The organism is Sphingomonas sp. GW821-FHT12D09 (assembly GCF_058807215.1).
On the sequence record NZ_JBXAQL010000001.1, the window covers coordinates 1,822,302 to 1,839,798 of the forward strand.

The 17,497-nt window shown below is 66.3% G+C and carries 17 protein-coding genes; 15 read left to right on the top strand and 2 right to left on the bottom strand.

Translation table 11 applies throughout. The features are described 5' to 3' along the window. Positions 1-252 precede the first annotated feature (252 nt). The 13 genes from AC1RPL_RS08120 to AC1RPL_RS08180 all read left to right on the top strand — a co-directional run bounded on the left by AC1RPL_RS08120 (position 253) and on the right by AC1RPL_RS08180 (position 11,810). Complete coding sequence (locus AC1RPL_RS08120; protein ID WP_493068737.1) at positions 253-834, top strand: helix-turn-helix domain-containing protein; 582 nt, start codon at positions 253-255, stop codon at positions 832-834. Next, on the top strand, positions 807-1,010 hold the full coding sequence (locus AC1RPL_RS08125) for a hypothetical protein (RefSeq protein WP_493068738.1): 204 nt from the start codon (positions 807-809) through the stop codon (positions 1,008-1,010). The genes AC1RPL_RS08120 and AC1RPL_RS08125 overlap by 28 nt, the downstream gene beginning before the upstream one ends. A 39-nt stretch (positions 1,011-1,049) precedes the next feature. After that, the gene (locus tag AC1RPL_RS08130; protein ID WP_493068739.1) at positions 1,050-1,709 is read left to right on the top strand and encodes a hydrolase; all 660 of its coding nucleotides are present in this window, start codon (positions 1,050-1,052) and stop codon (positions 1,707-1,709) included. Between the two features lie 4 nt (positions 1,710-1,713). Next, a complete protein-coding gene (locus tag AC1RPL_RS08135) occupies positions 1,714-1,968 on the top strand; it encodes a DUF1427 family protein (RefSeq protein WP_493068740.1) in 255 nt (84 codons plus the stop codon). Positions 1,969-2,048: 80 nt separating this feature from the next. Next, positions 2,049-3,899 (top strand): amidohydrolase, encoded by a 1,851-nt coding sequence (locus AC1RPL_RS08140; protein WP_493069105.1) that lies wholly within the window; start codon positions 2,049-2,051, stop codon positions 3,897-3,899. A 23-nt stretch (positions 3,900-3,922) separates the two neighbouring features. Further along, positions 3,923-4,822 carry a VOC family protein gene (locus AC1RPL_RS08145; protein WP_493068741.1) on the top strand — a complete coding sequence of 300 codons (900 nt, stop codon included), beginning with the start codon at positions 3,923-3,925 and terminating at the stop codon, positions 4,820-4,822. 3 nt (positions 4,823-4,825) lie between these two features. Beyond that, the gene (locus tag AC1RPL_RS08150; RefSeq protein WP_493068742.1) at positions 4,826-5,251 is read left to right on the top strand and encodes a DoxX family protein; all 426 of its coding nucleotides are present in this window, start codon (positions 4,826-4,828) and stop codon (positions 5,249-5,251) included. After that, positions 5,244-6,584 (top strand): alginate export family protein, encoded by a 1,341-nt coding sequence (locus AC1RPL_RS08155; RefSeq protein ID WP_493068743.1) that lies wholly within the window; start codon positions 5,244-5,246, stop codon positions 6,582-6,584. Before AC1RPL_RS08150 ends, AC1RPL_RS08155 begins: the two co-directional genes overlap by 8 nt. 13 nt (positions 6,585-6,597) lie before the next feature. Further along, positions 6,598-7,299, top strand: coding sequence for a YoaK family protein (locus AC1RPL_RS08160; protein WP_493068744.1), 702 nt, complete (start codon positions 6,598-6,600; stop codon positions 7,297-7,299). A gap of 147 nt (positions 7,300-7,446) precedes the next feature. Further along, entirely contained in the window at positions 7,447-8,310 is an 864-nt protein-coding gene (locus tag AC1RPL_RS08165) for an alpha/beta fold hydrolase (RefSeq protein WP_493068745.1), read from the top strand. A 46-nt stretch (positions 8,311-8,356) separates the two neighbouring features. Then, the gene (locus AC1RPL_RS08170) at positions 8,357-9,142 is read left to right on the top strand and encodes an alpha/beta fold hydrolase (protein WP_493068746.1); all 786 of its coding nucleotides are present in this window, start codon (positions 8,357-8,359) and stop codon (positions 9,140-9,142) included. A gap of 4 nt (positions 9,143-9,146) precedes the next feature. Further along, positions 9,147-10,880 (top strand): D-lactate dehydrogenase, encoded by a 1,734-nt coding sequence (dld, locus tag AC1RPL_RS08175; protein WP_493068747.1) that lies wholly within the window; start codon positions 9,147-9,149, stop codon positions 10,878-10,880. Between the two features lie 27 nt (positions 10,881-10,907). Continuing rightward, the gene (locus AC1RPL_RS08180) at positions 10,908-11,810 is read left to right on the top strand and encodes a fumarylacetoacetate hydrolase family protein (protein ID WP_493068748.1); all 903 of its coding nucleotides are present in this window, start codon (positions 10,908-10,910) and stop codon (positions 11,808-11,810) included. Here the strand turns inward: AC1RPL_RS08180 and AC1RPL_RS08185 are convergent. Next, entirely contained in the window at positions 11,807-12,436 is a 630-nt protein-coding gene (locus AC1RPL_RS08185; RefSeq protein ID WP_493068749.1) for a response regulator transcription factor, read from the bottom strand. The genes AC1RPL_RS08180 and AC1RPL_RS08185 overlap by 4 nt on opposite strands. 251 nt (positions 12,437-12,687) lie before the next feature. Between AC1RPL_RS08185 and AC1RPL_RS08190 the strand changes: the two genes are divergently transcribed. Together AC1RPL_RS08190 and AC1RPL_RS08195 are read left to right on the top strand one after the other, a co-directional pair. Continuing rightward, positions 12,688-13,299 carry a response regulator transcription factor gene (locus AC1RPL_RS08190; protein WP_493068750.1) on the top strand — a complete coding sequence of 204 codons (612 nt, stop codon included), beginning with the start codon at positions 12,688-12,690 and terminating at the stop codon, positions 13,297-13,299. 74 nt (positions 13,300-13,373) lie between these two features. Next, positions 13,374-16,451 (top strand): sensor histidine kinase, encoded by a 3,078-nt coding sequence (locus AC1RPL_RS08195; RefSeq protein ID WP_493068751.1) that lies wholly within the window; start codon positions 13,374-13,376, stop codon positions 16,449-16,451. Positions 16,452-16,489: 38 nt separating this feature from the next. On the opposite strand, the gene AC1RPL_RS08200 is transcribed toward AC1RPL_RS08195, so the two are convergent. Then, on the bottom strand, positions 16,490-17,383 hold the full coding sequence (locus tag AC1RPL_RS08200; protein WP_493068752.1) for an MBL fold metallo-hydrolase: 894 nt from the start codon (positions 17,381-17,383) through the stop codon (positions 16,490-16,492). Between the last annotated feature and the right edge of the window lie 114 nt (positions 17,384-17,497).

Below are 17,497 nucleotides of genomic sequence, written 5' to 3' on the forward strand. Positions count from 1 at the left end.
GGGCCGGTACACAAGGGTTCGGGCGAGCGGAGCCTGACGTCACCATCCCTGTCCGCGGTCGCCCCGGCGACCTTCCATCAGAGTTTCTGTGAGCGCCAGCCGGCTGCGCATCCGCGGGGCCGTGTCGGACCGGACCCCCAACCAATGTTGGGGTAGCGGCATCCCAATGCGTTAGCCCGGACAACCCGCGGCTGATTTCGACCGGCGCCGCGCCCGCACAGAATGCTCGCATCATCCTGACCGGAGTGAGCGATGTTACAGCAAGTCCAAAGCGCCCAAGCCTTCGCCGAAGCCATGCCGTGGCGGGTCGAAGACGATGCGCGCACTTCCGACGCGGTACAGGCCCTTATCTCGAACGCGCGACGCTCGCTCGAGGAGGATCCGCATCTTGCGCGCAACCTTCTCGACAAGGCGCTCGCGCTGTTCACCCGGCCGATCCTCGTCGACGATATCCCCCATACGCTGCAGTCGAAGACGGCGGTGCCGCCGGCAACGCGCGGGGGCCTAGCCACCTGGCAATTGCGCAAGGCTACCGAGCATATCGAAAAGGCGCTGGGCGGCAGCATCCCCGTGGAGGAACTGGCGGACATCGCCAAGCTGAGCGTCGGCCATTTCTGCCGGGCGTTCAAGGTGAGCACGGGCGAGGCGCCGCATGCGTTCATCATCCGCGAACGGCTTCGGCGGGCCCAGTTCCTTATGCTGGAATCCGGGGAGTCGCTGTCGCGCATCGCGATCGCCTGCGGCTTCACCGACCAAGCGCACCTCACCCGGCTCTTTCGCCGGGAGGTCGGGACGACGCCGCTCGCATGGCGGCGCATCTGGCGAAAGGCATGATGGCGCCGGAAGAGGCGCGAATCCTCCTGGTCGCATCAGGAAGCTGCAAGAACGCCGGCACGCAGGCGGCGAGGATCGGCGCGGAAATCCTCCGCGCAACGCCGGATAACCTTTCGATTTCCGCGAACGAACCGGCGGATTTTATCCAACTATTCCTGCCCATAGCGTCGATCTAGCCATTGGGCATCGTGAAGGCACAACAGAAGGAACAAGGCATGACGATCACCGCTACACCGGCAGCCGGAACGAATCTGCTGTCCCCGACCGACCACACCCTTATCCTGATCGACTTCCAGTCGCAGATGGCGTTCGCGACCAAGTCGATCGACGGCGCGCTGCTGCGGAACAATGCCGCGCTGGTATCCCGCGCGGCCGCCGCCTTCTCGGTTCCGACGATCCTGACCACGGTCGCCGAGAAAAGCTTCTCGGGACCGATGTTCGACGAGATCAAGGAAGCTTTTCCGGGCCAGGCGATGCTGGACCGCACCACCATGAACACCTGGGAAGATGCGGCGGTGATCGCGGAGGTCAACCGGATCGGCAAGGGGCGGATCGTTTTCGCGGGCCTTTGGACCGGCGTCTGCATCGTCGGACCCGTCGCCTCCGCGATCGAGCAGGGCTTCGAGGCTTATTTCATCTCGGATGCTTGCGGCGACGTCTCGCCCGAGGCCCATGAACGCGCGGTCCAGCGCATGATCCAGCTCGGTGCCGTGCCGATGACCTCGCTCCAATATCTGCTCGAGCTGCAGCGCGACTGGGCGCGGGCCGACACCTATGATGCGACGACCGGCATCGCGAAGAAATGGGGCGGCGCCTATGGTCTTGGCGTCACCTACGCCAAGACGATGTTCGGCGCCTCCGAAGGCGGACACTGAGACGATGCGACCGTACCTGGTCTCGCTCGCGGCGGGCCTGCTCGTCGGCGTCATCTACGCGTTCCTCAAGGTACGGTCGCCCGCCCCGCCGGCGATCGCCCTGATCGGGCTGCTCGGCATCCTGCTCGGCGAACAGGCCGTGCCGCTTGCCCGCAGCCTGTGGGCGAGCAAGGCCCGGGCCGCGGCAATCCGCACCGGCTGCGCCGAGCATGTCTTCGGGCAGTTGCCGGGCAACGGCGATGGAGAGGGAAAGGCATGACCTTCACCAGGCGCGAGACCCTTCTCGGCGGCGCGGCGGCAACGCTCGCGCCGCTGCTTTCCGGCAATGCGAGAGCCCCGATGACCTCCAATGACCTGATCCTCGTCAACGCCCGCATCACCACGCTCGACCGGGAAAATCCCGAGGCCGAGGCTATCGCGATTCGCGACGGCAGGTTCCTGGCAGTCGGCAGCGAGCAGGAGGTCCGCGCCGCGGCGCCTGGAGCGCATGTGATCGACGCGCATGGCCGCCGCGTGATTCCCGGGCTGATCGACAGCCACATGCATGTCATTCGCGGCGGACTGAACTACAATATGGAGCTGCGCTGGGACGGGGTCCCGAGCCTGGCGGAGGCGATGGCGATGCTCAAGCGTCAGGTCGACAATACGCCCGCCCCGCAATGGGTGCGCATCGTCGGCGGCTTCACCGAGCACCAGTTCGCCGAGAAGCGCCTGCCGACGATCGCCGAGCTGAATGCCGTGGCACCGGACACGCCTGTCTTCATCCTCCATCTCTACGACCGCGCGCTGCTGAATGCCGCCGCGCTGCGCGTCGTCGGCTACACCAGGGACACGCCGAACCCGCCGGGCGGCGAGATCGTGCGCGATGCGGCCGGCAACCCGACCGGCCTCCTGCTCGCGCAGCCCAATGCCACGATCCTCTATGCGACGCTCGCCAAGGGGCCGAAGCTGCCGCCCGAATATCAGCTCAACTCGACCCGGCACTTCATGCGCGAGATGAACGCGCTCGGCGTGACTGGGGTGATCGATGCGGGCGGGGGGTTCCAGAACTATCCCGACGACTATCAGATCATTGAGAAGCTGCATGCCGACGGCCAGCTCACCCTGCGCATCAGCTACAATCTGTTCACCCAGAAGCCGAAGGAAGAGCTGGCGGACTTCTCGGGCTGGGTGAAGCAGGTGTCGCCGGGCCAGGGCGACGACAGCTATCGCCACAATGGCGCCGGCGAGATGCTGGTCTATTCGGCAGCCGATTTCGAGGATTTCCGCATGCCGCGGCCGGACATGCCGCCGACCATGGAAGCCGATCTCGAGCCCGTGGTGCGTCTCCTCGCCGAGCATCGCTGGCCCTGGCGGCTCCATGCCACCTACGACCAGACGATCGGGCGTGCGCTGGACGTGTTCGAAAAGGTGAATCGCGACATCCCGCTGGAGGGGATTCACTGGTTCTTCGACCATGCCGAGACGATCAGCGACCGCAATATCGACCGGATCGCCGCATTGGGCGGCGGCATCGCCGTCCAGCATCGCATGGCCTATCAGGGGGAGTATTTCGTCGAGCGATACGGCGCCCGCGCTGCCGAGCGCACGCCACCGATCGCCAGGATGCTCGCAGCCGGCTTGCCCGTGGGTGCGGGCACCGATGCGACCCGGGTCGCGAGTTACAATCCCTGGGTGTCGCTCAACTGGCTGGTGACCGGCCGCACCGTCGGCGGCCTGGGCCTCTATCCCGGCGCGAACCGGATGAGCCGGGAGAAGGCGCTGCGCATGTGGACGCACGAAAACACCTGGTTCTCCAGCGAGGAGGGCAAGAAAGGTCAGATCAAGGCGGGCCAGCTCGCCGACCTGGCCGTGCTGTCGGGCGACTATTTCAGCGTGCCCGAGAGCGAGATCCCACATCTGCGGTCGGTCCTGACCCTGCTCGGCGGCAAGGTGGTCTATGGCGAGGGCGACTATGCGCCTCTCGCGCCGGCGCTGCCACGACCCATGCCCGACTGGTCGCCCGTCGCGACCTTTGGCGGCTACCACCGCGATCGCGGGGCCGATGCGAAGCTCGCCCATGCCTGCGGCTGCGCCTCGGCATGCACTGTCCATGGCCATGACCATGCCGCGTCCCTGGGCGCGAACGTGCCCGCGGCCGACGTGCAGAGCTTCTGGGGCGCGCTTGGCTGCGGTTGCTGGGCGGTCTGACCGGACTTTGGAGGAGACTGACGATGAAGCGTTTCGCCTTCCTGCTTGCTGCGGCCCTGGTCGCCGCGAGCCCCGCCGCGCCCGGTCTCGCCCGGCAAGCGGCGGCGAGCGCCGACTATGCCGTCGGACCGCAATATGACACGACCCATGTCTATGTCGCGCCGGACGATTTCGACCGGTTCGTCGCGAGCTTGGTTGCGACCTTCGGCGGCACCGCGTCGAAGAAGGGCGCCTTCCAGGTGACGCCGGCCAGCAGCAAGACGCTGTCCCAGCTCGTGCTGACGCCGGCGGGGTCGCTCTCCGTCTTCGGCTTCCTGACCCCCGTCCCCTATCCGTTCGGCGAGGAGCGGACCGGCTATCTCGTCAACGACATCGACAAGGCGGTGGATTCCGCGCTCAGCTATGGCGCGACGCGGCGGGTGACGACCTTCCCCGATCCGATCGGCCGCGACGTCGTCGTGCAATGGCCGGGCGGCGTGAACATGCAACTCTACTGGCACACGACCAGACCTGCCTACGCCCCGGTCGCCACCGTGCCCGAGAACCGCATCTATCTGACCGCCGACGCGGCGCCCGCCTTCCTCAAGGCCTGGGGCGGCTATGCGCATGCCAGGATCGTCTCGGACGACAAGGCGGCACCCGGCATGGAGATCGGCGAGCCGGGCAGGACCTATCGCCGTATCCGTCTGACCTCGGGCTATGGCCGCATGACCGTGATCGTCTCGGACGGACAGCTGCCCTGGCCCTATGGCCGCGAGCTGACGGGATATGAGGTCGCCGATCTCGGCGCGACGCTTGCCAGGGCGCAGGCTGCCGGGGTCGAGATCCTGGTCCCTGCGCATGCCGAGCAGGGCCGTCAGGCCGCAATCGTGCGTTTCCCCGGCGGCTATATCGCCGAGATCCATGCGCCGGCGGCGAACTGAACCATGGCCGGCCCGCGCGATCCCCGTTTCGTCGATGCCGTCCTCGACTGGCGCCCGACCTGGTTTCTCGCCAGGCTGGCGCTCGTCGGCGCCTATCTGCTTGGCGGCCTGGTCAAGCTGAGCGACTGGCCCGCGGCCGTCGCGGAGCAGGCGCATTTCGGGACCAGCCCGCCTGCGCTCTGGGCCGCGCTCACCATCGGGGTCGAGCTGATCGGGCCGATCCTGATCCTGTCGGGACGCCTCGTCTGGCTGGGAGCCGGCATGCTCGGCATATTCACCGTCTTCGCCGCCTTCGTCGCCAACGACTTCTGGAACCTGCACGGCCAGGAGCGCTTCATGGCAACCAACGCCTTTTTCGAGCATATCGGTCTCCTCGGCGGCTTCGTTCTGGCTGCCCTGGTCGCAGAGCTCGAACAGCGGCGTGCATAGGCTCGCGCTCCTCAGTCTGCTGCTGGCGGAGCCGGCGGCGGCCCAGACCGAGGCCTGGGAACCGCCGGTGCTGACAATCACGCGGTACGACGAGGACTGGTCCAGCCTCTCGGATCCCGCAAGGCGGGACGAGCACTGGACGGGCAGATTCAAATATATCCCGGTCGCGGCCGATACCTATCTCACCACCGGCATCGAGCTGCGTCTGCGCAGCGAGATGTACCGCGACAATCTCTGGGGCGACGACCCCAATGACGGCTATGTCTGGCTACGGGCATTGCCATATGCCGACCTGCATGTCGGCCGCGGCCGCGCCTTCGTGCAGCCCATCCTCGCTTATGCGACCGGCATCGCGCCGGCTCCCGGGCCGGTCGACCAGACCCGCGTCGATCTGCTCCAGGCCTTTGCCGATATTCCGCTCGGCCCCGCGACGCTGCGGCTCGGCCGGCAGATGCTGTCGCTCGGATCGGAGCGGCTGGTCGGAACGCGCTACGGCCCGAACGTTCCGCTCGCCTTTGACGGGGTGCGCGGGATCGCCAGGCGCGGCAGCGCCGCGCTCAGCGTCTTCGCCGTCCGTCCGGTCGCGCCCGGAGCCCATAGCCTCGACGACCGGGGCTCGCCCGCCAAGGCGCTATGGGGCGGCTATGCGACGATACCAGGGCTCGATCTCTATTATCTCGGCTATCGCAATCGCGCGGCGCATTTCGGCGGCATAGCAGGCCGCGAGTTGCGCCACAGCATCGGCGCCCGCTGGTTCGGCACGGCCAGAGGATGGCACTGGAACGTCGAGGGCGTCGCCCAGTTCGGCCATTTCGCAGGCAAGAGGATCGCCGCCTGGACGATCGGCAGCGAGGTCGGCCATCGCTTCGAGCGGCTGCCGCTCCAGCTCGATGCGACGCTGCGGTTCAATATCGTCAGCGGCGACCGCGATGCCGGCGACGGCACGACCGGAACCTTCAATGCGCTGTTTCCCAAGGGCAAATATTTCGGCGAGCTGTCGCCGATCGGTCCGACCAACATCGTCAGCCTCAACCCGCGCATAGCGGCGACGCTGGGCCATGGGATCTCGGCCAGCATCGCCGGCATGGCCTATTGGCGCTACGCGCTTGCGGACGGGGTCTATGACATACCCGGCAACCTGATCCGCGCACCGGGCAGCGCACAGGCGCGCTTCATCGGCAAGGAAGCCGAGGCGACCCTCGCCTGGCAGGCGACCCCCGAGCTCGAGCTGTCGACCTCGCTTTCCGCCTTCGCGCCGGGCGCCTTCATCCGCGAGACCGGTACGGCGAAGACGATCGTCATGCTCGGACTCGAGACCAATTTCCGCTTCTAGAGGAGGTTTCCCCATGGCCACGCGATCGCCGACCCCATCGCCGCTCCCCGGCCTCCTGCTGTTCCTGTCCGCGACGACCGGGCTCGTCGATGCCGCCAGCGTTCTCGGCCTGGGCAAGGTCTTCACGGCGAACATGACCGGAAACATCGTGTTCCTGGGGTTCGCGGCGGCGGGCACGCCGGGATTCGCGGTGGCGCCCTTCGTCGTCGCGATATTGACCTTCATGCTGGGCGCGCTGATCGCCGGGCGCATCGGCAAGGCGCATGTCGATCGGCCGCTTGGTCAATGGCTGACGCGCGCCGCGCTGCTCGAGGCAGGCCTTTTGTGGATCGCCGCGGCGGTAGCGCTCGGCTTCGACGTGCCCGGCCAGGCGCCGCGCCTCTCGCTGTTCGCGATCATCGCGCTGACCGCCATCGCCATGGGCTTTCGCAACGCGACGGTACGCCAGCTCAAGGTGCCCGATCTCACCACCACGGTGCTAACGCTCACCATCACCGGGATCGCCGCGGACTCCCGGCTCGCGGGCGGTGCGGGCGCCGGCCTGGGGCGAAGGCTGGGCGCCATCGCCTCGATCTTCGCGGGTGCCGCGGTAGGCGCCGTGCTGGTGATGCGCACCGGCCTCGCCGCGCCGCTGGCTCTGGCAGGTGCGATGGTGTTGATCGGCACGCTCGCCTGTGCCCGCCATCCCAGTGCGGCGGTTCCCCGGCGCCCCTGAGCGCGCCAAGGGTACGGGCCCGGACGGTGCGACGGGTGCGATACCGACAAAAATTGCCGGACTTCGCCAATTCGGAAAGCGTGCCGGTCGGCCAAAGCTGCTTCATGCTGGCGGAGCGATGCCGGTCGCTCATATTGTGAGGACCTGATGATCGCGCTCGCCAACCATAGCGTCACGGCCAATGGCATCCGCCAGAACTATATCGACGCCGGCCAGGGCGCGCCGGTCGTGCTGCTCCACGGCTTTCCCGAAACCAACTATGCCTGGCGGCATCAGGTCCCGGAGCTTGGCGAGCTCTATCGGATCATCGCGCCCGACCTGCGCGGCTATGGCGAGACCGAGAAGCCGGCGGCCGGATATGACAAGCGCACCATGGCCAGGGACCTGGCGGCACTGCTCGATCATCTCGGAATCGACCGGATCGCCCTGGTCGGTCATGACCGCGGCGCGCGCGTGGCGACGCGCTTCGCCAAGGACTTTCCGGACCGGATCGATCGGCTGGTGGTGATGGACAATGTCCCGACGCGCATCGTCGCGCGGGATCTCAACGCCGAGATCGCCAAGGCCTATTGGTTTTTCCTGTTCCATCTCGTTCCCGATCTCCCCGAGACGCTGATCGCCGGGAAGGAGGAGCAGTGGCTTCGCTGGTTCTTCTCCGACTGGGCCTATGACCCCTCGGCGATCTCGGGCGAGGCGTTCGACACCTATGTCCGGGCCTATCGCGCGCCCGGCGCCGTGCGCGGTGCGATGGCGGACTACCGCGCCAATGCCGAGGATGTCGCGCAGGACAAGGCGGATGCCGACGTGAAGATCGCCTGCCCGACCCTGGCGCTCTGGGGCGCCGATTTCGGCGCCGTCGGCAAGATGTTCGACATGCCCAAAGTGTGGGCAGAGATGGCGGACGATCTGCGCGCCGTCGCGATCCCGCGTTGCGGGCACCTGCCGCACGAGGAGCGTCCCGAAGCGGTGAACGCCCTGCTCCTCGAATTCCTGCAGGGCTGGGAGGGCTGAACCCCCAACGCCGTTCGACTGCAATGCTCCCATGGAGGATTTTCCGATGAAGCTTTTTCCCCTCGCCGCCCTTATGCTCGCCACCACCACCGCCGGCGCCGCTCCCAGGCATCGGGCTGTACCGGCGGAGACCGCACAGGCGGCTCCGACCGTCGTGCTCGTCCATGGCGCCTGGGCGGACGCCTCGAGCTGGAACCGGGTGATCCCGCTGCTGCGCGCCAGGGGCATCCGCGTGCTGACGGTACAGAATCCGCTGACCAGCCTCGCCGACGATGTCGCGGCGACCCGGCGCGTGCTCGCCGACCTGAAGGGTCCGGTCGTGCTGGTGGGGCATAGCTGGGGCGGGACGGTGATCACCCAGGCCGGCAACGATCCCAAGGTCGCCGCGCTGGTCTATGTCTCGGCCTTCGCCAATGCCGAGGGCCAGACAGGGCAGGAACTGATCGCCGCCTATCCCAAGCCGCCCGCACTCTCGACGGTGGAGGCGGATTCGCAAGGCTATGTGCGCCAGAGCGAGCAGGGCATGATCGACAATTTCGCGCCGGACCTGCCGCGCGACGAGGCCAGCCTGCTGTTCGTCACCCAGGGCCCGCTGGCCGCCTCGACGTTCGGCGACAAGGTGACCAAGGCGGCATGGCGCGACCGCCCGACCTGGTTCATCGTGTCGGCGAACGACCGCGTGATCGCGCCGCAGATGGAGCGCGACTTCGCCGCGCGGATGAAGGCCAGGACCACCGTACTGGCGGCGAGCCATGTCGCGCTCCTGTCCAGGCCGCGCGAAGTCGCCGCGGTGATCGAGGACGCCGTGGCGACGGTTTCGAAGCAGCGTTAGTCCCGTGCTCGAAAGTGTCTCGCCCGCGCGGAGTGTCCGGGGGGAATCCGGTACTGCCGGATTCCTCGCCGACCTGCGCCGGCTGGTCGGGTCCGCGCATCTTCTGCGTGGTGCGCGCAGCATGCGCGGCTACACGACCGGCTTTCGTTTCGGCGGCGGCCCGGCCCTGGCGGTGGTCCGGCCGGGCTCGCTCGTCGAGCTCTGGCGGGTCGTCCAGCGCTGCGCCGCGGCGGGCGTGATCGTCATCATGCAGGCGGCGAATACCGGCCTGACCGGGGGCTCCACTCCCGACGGCGACGATTATGATCGTCCGGTCGTGATCGTCAGCACGCGCCGGCTCGCGGGCATCCGCCTGATCCGCGAAGGGCGCCAGGTGGTCTGCCATCCCGGCGCGACGCTCTACGCGCTCGAGGATCTGGTCGCCAGCGTCGGACGCCAGCCGCATTCGCGGATCGGCTCGTCCTGCATCGGCGCCTCCGTCCTGGGCGGCGTGTGCAACAATTCGGGCGGTGCGCTGATTCATCGCGGCCCCGCCTTCACCCAGATGGCGCTCTACGCCCGCATCGACGAGGCGGGCAGGGTCGAGCTCGTCAATCATCTCGGGATCGCATTGGGAGACACGCCCGAGGCCATGCTCGCGCGTCTCGATGCCGGTGATTTCGACGAGGACGCGATCGCCGACGATGCGCACCGGCATTGCTCCGATCCCGACTATCAGGACCATATCCGCGCGCTCGATGCGGATACGCCGGCACGGTTCAACAACGATCCGCGCCGGCTCTACGAGGCGTCGGGCAGCGGCGGGCATGTCGTCGTCTTCGCGGTGCGCCTCGATACCTTCCCGCTCGATGACGCGGTGGTGGATTTCTATGTCGGGACGAACGACCCGGCGGAGCTGGAAGCGATTCGCTCGCGCATGCTGGGCGAGTTCCCGGAGTTGCCGATCCAGGGCGAATATATCCATCGCTCCGCCTTCGAGCTGACCGAGCGCTACGGCAAGGATACCTTCCTTGCGATCAGATATCTCGGCGCGAAATGGTTGCCGCGCCTGTTCGCCGTGAAGGCCCGTATCGACGCGCTCGCCGTCCGGCTTCCTTTCGTGTCCGACAGTCTGACCGATCGGGTGATGCAAGGCGTCGCAGGGCTATTCCCCAGGCATCTGCCGGCGCGCCTCTATGCCTATAATGCGCGCTACGAGCATCATCTGATCCTGCGCATGGGCGGGGCGGGCGTGGTTCCCGCCCGCGCCTTGCTCGCCGGGATGTTTCCCTCGGCGAGCGGCGATTGCTTCGAATGCACCAGGGACGAGGGCGAGCGCGCCTTCCTGCATCGCTTCGCGGTGGCCGGCGCCTCGATACGCTACCGCGCGCTGCACCGGCGCGAGATCGAGGATATCGTGGCACTCGATATCGGCCTCCGCCGCAACGACCAGGACTGGAACGAGCAGCTGCCGCCCGAGCTCGCCGGGCAGATCGTAGGGGTGAGCTATTGCGCGCATTTCTTCTGCCGGGTGTTCCACCGCGACTATCTGGTGAAGCGGGGCCGCGACCCGGTGGCGTTCGAGCATGCGATGTGGAAGCTGCTCGACGCACGCGGGGCGGAATATCCCGCCGAGCATAATGTCGGGCACCTGTACCGCGCCAAGCCGGCGCTCCGGGCGCATTATCAGGCGCTGGACCCCACCAACACCTTCAATCCGGGAACCGGCCACACCTCGAAAAGAGCACATTGGCAATGACCGCCGGCGCTTCATACGGAGACGAGCATGACGCAGATCGTTCGCTTCACCAACGCCCGGGGCGCCGGCCTCGCCGCCAATCGCGGCGATGGCTACCGCGCCATATGGGCTGACCAGGACGCATGGCCCGGTGACTTGCCCGAGCTCATCGCTGTAGGTGCCGACCTGCCGGCGGTGATCGACCAGCTGCACGCCGGGGTCCCGCTCGACATCGACGCGGTGACGGTGCTGCCGCCGCTCCCGGCGCCGGGGAAGATCCTCGCGGTTGGGCTCAATTATGTCGATCACGCGAAGGAGGGGAATTTCGACATTCCCGCCTATCCGACGGTGTTCGGGCGTTTTGCCTCGGGACTGGTCGGGCACGGCGCGCCGATCATCAGCCCGAATGTCTCGGACCAGCTCGATTATGAGGCGGAGCTCGCAGTGATCATCGGCCTGCGCGGGCGCGCGATCCCCGAAGAGGAGGCGCTCCTGCATGTCGCGGGCTATTCGATCTTCAACGACGGCTCGATCCGCGACTATCAGTTCAAGTCCTCACAATGGACGCTGGGAAAGAATTTCGACCAGACCGGTGCCTTTGGCCCCTGCTTCGTGCCGGCCTCGGCTCTGCCTGCTGGCGCGGCCGACCTGCGAATCCAGGCGCGGCTGAACGGCGTGGTCGTGCAGGATTCCTCGACCGGCGAGATGATCTTCAGCGTCGCGAAGCTGGTGTCGCTGCTGAGCGAGGTGATGACCCTGGAGCCCGGCGACGTCATCATCACCGGGACACCGGCTGGCGTGGGCTTCGCGCGCATGCCGCCGCTCTGGATGAAGCCCGGCGATATCTGCGAGGTCGAGATCGAAGGGATCGGTATCCTGCGCAATCCGGTCGTCCAGCAGTCTGAACCTGCCGCCGGCCGGCGTCGCGAAGAAATTCTCGCCTATCGCTAGACGGTGATGATGCCACGCTTGGTGGCGATCGTAACCGCGTGGGTCCGGTCGGAGGCGCCGAGCTTGGAGAAGATCGCTTTCATATAGCCCTTGATCGTGTCCTCCGAGAGGGCGAGCCGGGCGGCGATCTGCTTATTGGAATTGCCCGCAGCGGCAAGGCTGAGCACTTCGCGTTCCCGGGCGCTGAGCCCGTCGCTGTCGATATGCAGCGCGATTTCGCGCGCGACCGCGGCATTCAGATGCCTGCCGCCCTTGTGGACGGCACGGATCGCATCGAGGAGCTCAGTACGCACGCTGCTCTTCAGCACATATCCCGCGGCGCCCATGCGGAGGGCTTGCGCCGCCTGGGCGTCGCCGGAAAAGGTGGTCAGCACGATCACCGCCGCGTTCGGAAATTCCCGGCGAAGCCGCACGAGCGTTTCGCCGCCATCAAGCACCGGCATCTGCAGATCCAGCAGCACGATATCCGGCCGCAGCGTCCGATATGCCTCGATCCCTTCCCGGCCATTTTCCGCTTCTCCGACGACCTCCATGTCGGCCTGCGCCGAAATGACCGCGTTGACGCCCTCTCGCAAAAGCTGGTGATCGTCGATCGTCAGGATACGAATGGCCACGGGGTCGGACATGTACGAACAGCTCCAGAGGCCGGCGCGCTATCAGCCGGGCGTTCATCGATCAGGGCCCGCGCCGGAGTCGCTGGTCCGCCAGATCGCCGGACCATGCATGACTTGCGGCGCGCAATCGCAGGATAATGGCCTGAATGGCGGGGGCTTGCCACACACTAAAGGGGGAATTGCCTGAACCATCCGATTCGGTGGAACATAGCTGCCGGCAAGTGCAAATCGACAAGGGTGTAGCCGCCATGCAAGATTCGGACATGGGCACGGTGCTGATCGTGGACGACGATCCCGTCATCAGGAAGACGCTCGAGGCGTTGCTGCATTCCGTCGGCGTGTACGCGCGAACCTTTGCCAGCGCGCAGGCGCTGCTGGAGTCGAGCCTTCCCAAAACCACCTCGTGCCTGGTCTCGGACGTCCGGATGCCGAGAATCGGCGGTCTGGAGTTGCTGGAACGCCTGCGCCTGCGCGGGCAAGTCCTTCCGGTCGTCTTCATGTCCGAACATGCGGATGTCACCACCACGGTTCGCGCGATGAAGGCGGGCGCGGTGGATTTTCTTGCCAAGCCGTTTCGCGAGCAGGAAATGCTCGATGCGGTGAACGAGGCATTGGACCAGGATCGCGAGCGCCGCGCGAGGGAAGGCCATCGCAGTGCCGAGCTCGAGCGGTTTGGCCGGCTGACGCTGCGCGAGCGCGAAGTAATGGCGGGGATTGTGCGCGGACTGATGAACAAGCAGATCGCCTGGGAGCTCGGCATCAGCGAGATTACCGTGAAGCTCCATCGCTCCAGCTTGATGAAGAAGGTCGGGATGCGGAATGTCCCGGACCTGGTGCGCCTGGCCCAGTCGGTCGATCGGTCCGTCGCGGCTTGATGGCGGGACGCCAGCCTGTCCGATCGAAATGGTTTTTGCTGGTCGCGATGCGGCGAGCCCAGCACATTCGATGCGTGGGGAAGCTGGCGGGGGTGCTCATTGCGTTGGGAGTGACTGCGGCGACTTATCCGGCTGTCACGATCCCGCCCTCAGCAGGCACCGCGGTCAACCGACCCGCAGCTTCGTCCGGCCCCCGCCTCGCCGATTTCAAGCATGATCGGTGGACGCAGGAGGACGGCGCCCCGACCGATATCCGGACGATCAATCAGACGCCGGACGGCTATCTCTGGCTGGCTGCGCCTTCCGGGTTGGTGCGTTTCGATGGAACTTCCTTCGAGACTATCCCGCCGCCAGTCAACTCGGCGATAAACGGTGCTCCAGCCGCATCCCTGCTCGTCACCCGCCGTGGTGAACTCTGGGCCGGCTTTGCCAATTATGGCGGAGTCGCCGTCTACCGAAACGGGCGATTGCTCGATCTTAGAATGCCAGATCCTCCCAGGATGGTCACCGACCTGTTCGAGGATCGCGATGGCTCGATCCTAGCCGTCTGGGGAGGAGCATCGAAGCGGCTGTTCCGCTTCGATGGACGTAGATGGGAGCAGATCGACAGGACGACGGGGCTTCCACCTGGCTATATCATGAATGTCGCGGTGGCGCGGGATGGCACGCTATGGGCCGCGATGGTCGGTATGGACCAACGCGTCGGGTTTGTCGCGCAGCTCGCTCCCGGAGCGCGGGCGTTCAAGGCACTGGACGATAGGTTCAAAAGGCCGGTTTTCCTGACAGATCCCACAGGTAATCTATGGATATCGGATCCGGGATCGCTGCGCCTTTTCCGGAAAGCCGATGGCAGTCTTCCCGCTCCGGGTCGAATAGAGACGCTGCCGGATCCCGTGATACAGCGCCGCCTGGTGTTCGATCGCTGGCATGGGCTGTGGGGAGGCCTGAGCCACGGAGGCGTTTTCAGGATTGCTCATTTCGGCACAACCGGGAGGCGTGGGGGCCAAGTGGACACCGTGCCACCCGGTGAAATTCTCGAGGGCGAGACGACGGCGTCCGCCCTCGCGGACCATGAGGGCGCGATCTGGGTTGTCGGGAATACCGGACTGCAGCGATTCCGCTTCCGGAACATCACGGCAAATCCGGGATTCCCGGGCGACGCGACCGACGGAATCAAATTGGCCAGGGCCAGTGACGGAAGCGTCTATGTTGCGGCGAACCGGCGACTCTACCGGATCGCTTCCGGCGAGCCGCCACGGGCGCTGACGGGGGTCACCCGCTTCTTTGGAATTTGTGCCGCCAATGCGGGCGGGGTCTGGGTTACCCATCCCTTAGGGCTTTCTCATCTCGAAGCGGATGGCAATCTCGCGCCCTCCGGCGCTTTGCCGACGATCACCAAAATGTGTGCCGAGGACGGGCAGGGCCGACTTTGGGTGCGGGGCATGCGAAACGATATATGGTGGCGGGATGCCGGCGGGTGGCATGCCGTGCGGGGAATTCCCACTACCTCCGATGGCGAGCTCGTCGAGTTTGCGCGTGACCGCTCGGGCAACATCGCCATGGCCCTCGACACCTCCACTGTCGCGATCATTTCCGGAAACCGGATCGTCCGGATGAATCTGGCACGCATCGGCGTGGGGGCCATTACCGCGATTGCGCCCGGACCCGGCGGCTTCCTGATATCGAGTGGATCTGGCTTGGGATGGATCGACGGCACGCGTGCGCGCAAGCTGGATTCGGCCGCGTTCCCATGGACGAGATCGCTGGAAACGGTGGTCGTCGACGACACCGGAAACACCTGGCTGCACGGCGAGGACGGGATTTCCCGCGTTGCGACGGCCGATCTGATACGGACCTTCCAGCATCCCAGCACGCCGCTGGCCCGGCGCCTCTTTGATTATCGCGACGGGGTGGTCGGCCACCTGCAACGCGTCGGGCTGAACGGGATTCGCGGCCTGCGGGGAGGCGATGGCCGCCTGTGGTTCGTGGGGACCGGTGGCTTGATGACCATCGACCCTTCCCGAATGTTCGATAGTCCCTTTCCTCCCCGTGTCGCGATCCGCAGCGCCACGACGCTCGCCAGCCATTTTGACGATCCCAGGGATCTGGAGCTTCCTGCTGGAACGCGCTCGATACGGCTCGTCTATGCCGCCATGGGGCTTGCCGATCCCGATCGGGTACAGGTGCGCTACCGACTGGAAGGCGTTGATCCGGACTGGGTCGATCCGGGCGGCCGCCGGGCGATCAGCTATTCCAACCTTGGACCAGGCACCTATCATTTTCGGGTGATCGCCGCGAGTGCATCCGGGGTCTGGAACCGGCAAGGCGCCGATCTTCCGATCCGCATACCGCCGCTGTTCGTGGAAAGCTGGCTGTTCAGGCTTCTCTGCCTTCTCGCTTTGGCGCTCCTCGTCTGGCTGCTGTTCCAGCTGCGTCTGCGCGTGGCGGCCGGCCAGATTCAGGCAAGGCTGGCCGAGCGGCACGACGAACGCGAGAGGATCGCCCGGGAACTCCATGATACGCTGCTTCAGTCGGTCCAGGCCCTAATCCTGCGCTTTCAGCTGGGTACGGAAAGCCTTCCGGAGGATCTTCCGGCCCGGCAGGATCTCGAGCGGACATTGACCCATGCCGAGCGGATATTGGCAGAGGGTCGCGAACGCGTACGCGACCTGAGGCCCGCATCGATCGCCGATACGCTGGAACCGGCGATTCTCAAGGCAGCCCAGGATCGCGGGTTCGTGCCGTCGGACAGCCTGTTCGTCACGACCTCCGGGCGCGCGCGTGCCGTCAACGCGATCGCAGCGAGCGAGATCGTGCGGATCTGCGAGGAAGCGCTGTTCAACATCGCACGGCACGCGCGCGCGACGGCGGTTGATATCATGATCGAATATCGTCCCCAGGCGCTGCAGATCACGATCCGCGATAATGGCGTCGGTATCGATCCCGCCGTGTTGCGCGAGGGGCGCCGCGAAGGCCATTTCGGATTGGAGGGCATGCGCGAACGTGCCCGCAAGCTGAAGGGCGACATGATGTTCGACGTGGCGGCGGGCGGAGGCGCGGAAGTGATTTTGATGGTCCCGGCCAGGATCGCCTATAACCGGCCCGCGCCCTGGTGGCGGCACAAGCCTTTCCGCGCGCGCTCCAAGCGATAGTTCGCTCCCGCGCGGCGCGGATGGAGATCCTGTCCGCGTCAGCGGTTCAAGGAGTAGTTCGCCGGAACCCAGGCATAGCGGCCCTGTCCGAGCGCGGCGACATGGCCGATGCCGGGAAAGGAGATATGCGCGCCGGCTACCCACCAGCCCTTTGCGGCGGCTTGGGCGAAGATGGCTTCGCGGGAATGGACGGCCTGGGTGACCGAGAGATCATATTTGAGCGCGATCCCCGGCCGGGGAAACTGGACCGGCGCCATGTGCACCGTGTCGCCCCAAATCACGAGGATCTGGCCTTCGCTCGAGACGATATAGAAGCTGTGGCCGGGCGTATGGCCGGGGGCCGGAACTGCGCGAATGCCGTCGGACAGCACCGGCGCACCGTCGAACGGCCGGAACCTGCCCTCCGCGATATAAGGCTTGAGCACCTGCTCCGCGCCATCGAACATCGGCCCCAGCACGGTAGGCACCTTGCTGCGGTTCGCACCGTCGAGCCAGAAGTCCGAGTCCGTGCGCGATACCCGGACCAGCGCCTTGGGGAAGACGGCCTTGCCGCCGAGCATCAGGCCGCCGACATGGTCGCGGTGCAGATGGGTGAGGTAGATCTCGTCGATCTGATCGGGGCTGTAGCCGGCAGCCCTCAGATTTCCGATCAGAAGCCCGCCATCCTTGCCGTAGAGATCCCCCGCACCGGTATCGATCAGGATCAGGCGCGCGCCGGTGTTGACCAGGAAGGCGTTGATCATGCCCTCCGTCGGCGAAGCGAGATATTGCCTGGCGAGAAGGGCGGCCACCTCATTGGGTTTCGCGTTCACCGCGAGTTGCCGTGCCTGGAACGGGTGGGTGCCGTCCAGTAGCGCCGTCACTTCGAACCTGCCCAGAAGGAAGCGGTAATAGCCCGGGGCCTGGGTGGCCGCACCATTGGTAGTCGGCACAGTTTGCCGCGGGGCGCTCTGGGGGAGCGCCCCGCCGGGAAGCAGCAAGAGGGCGGCAAGCGAAGCTGCGGCCGGGGCAAGGCGTGGCAAGCGTGACGGCATGCTATCCTCCAC

What these genes read in the sequence shown, in the direction of transcription:
- AC1RPL_RS08145 (WP_493068741.1), top strand. Translation starts at nt 3,923, where the DNA reads ATGAAGCGTTTCGCCTTCCTGCTTGCTGCGGCCCTGGTCGCCGCGAGC.
- AC1RPL_RS08120 (WP_493068737.1), top strand. Translation starts at nt 253, where the DNA reads ATGTTACAGCAAGTCCAAAGCGCCCAAGCCTTCGCCGAAGCCATGCCG.
- AC1RPL_RS08170 (WP_493068746.1), top strand. Translation starts at nt 8,357, where the DNA reads ATGAAGCTTTTTCCCCTCGCCGCCCTTATGCTCGCCACCACCACCGCC.
- AC1RPL_RS08165 (WP_493068745.1), top strand. Translation starts at nt 7,447, where the DNA reads ATGATCGCGCTCGCCAACCATAGCGTCACGGCCAATGGCATCCGCCAG.
- AC1RPL_RS08130 (WP_493068739.1), top strand. Translation starts at nt 1,050, where the DNA reads ATGACGATCACCGCTACACCGGCAGCCGGAACGAATCTGCTGTCCCCG.
- AC1RPL_RS08190 (WP_493068750.1), top strand. Translation starts at nt 12,688, where the DNA reads ATGGGCACGGTGCTGATCGTGGACGACGATCCCGTCATCAGGAAGACG.
- AC1RPL_RS08135 (WP_493068740.1), top strand. Translation starts at nt 1,714, where the DNA reads ATGCGACCGTACCTGGTCTCGCTCGCGGCGGGCCTGCTCGTCGGCGTC.
- AC1RPL_RS08125 (WP_493068738.1), top strand. Translation starts at nt 807, where the DNA reads ATGGCGGCGCATCTGGCGAAAGGCATGATGGCGCCGGAAGAGGCGCGA.
- AC1RPL_RS08150 (WP_493068742.1), top strand. Translation starts at nt 4,826, where the DNA reads ATGGCCGGCCCGCGCGATCCCCGTTTCGTCGATGCCGTCCTCGACTGG.
- AC1RPL_RS08160 (WP_493068744.1), top strand. Translation starts at nt 6,598, where the DNA reads ATGGCCACGCGATCGCCGACCCCATCGCCGCTCCCCGGCCTCCTGCTG.
- AC1RPL_RS08185 (WP_493068749.1), bottom strand. Translation starts at nt 12,436, where the DNA reads ATGTCCGACCCCGTGGCCATTCGTATCCTGACGATCGACGATCACCAG.
- AC1RPL_RS08180 (WP_493068748.1), top strand. Translation starts at nt 10,908, where the DNA reads ATGACGCAGATCGTTCGCTTCACCAACGCCCGGGGCGCCGGCCTCGCC.
- AC1RPL_RS08140 (WP_493069105.1), top strand. Translation starts at nt 2,049, where the DNA reads ATGACCTCCAATGACCTGATCCTCGTCAACGCCCGCATCACCACGCTC.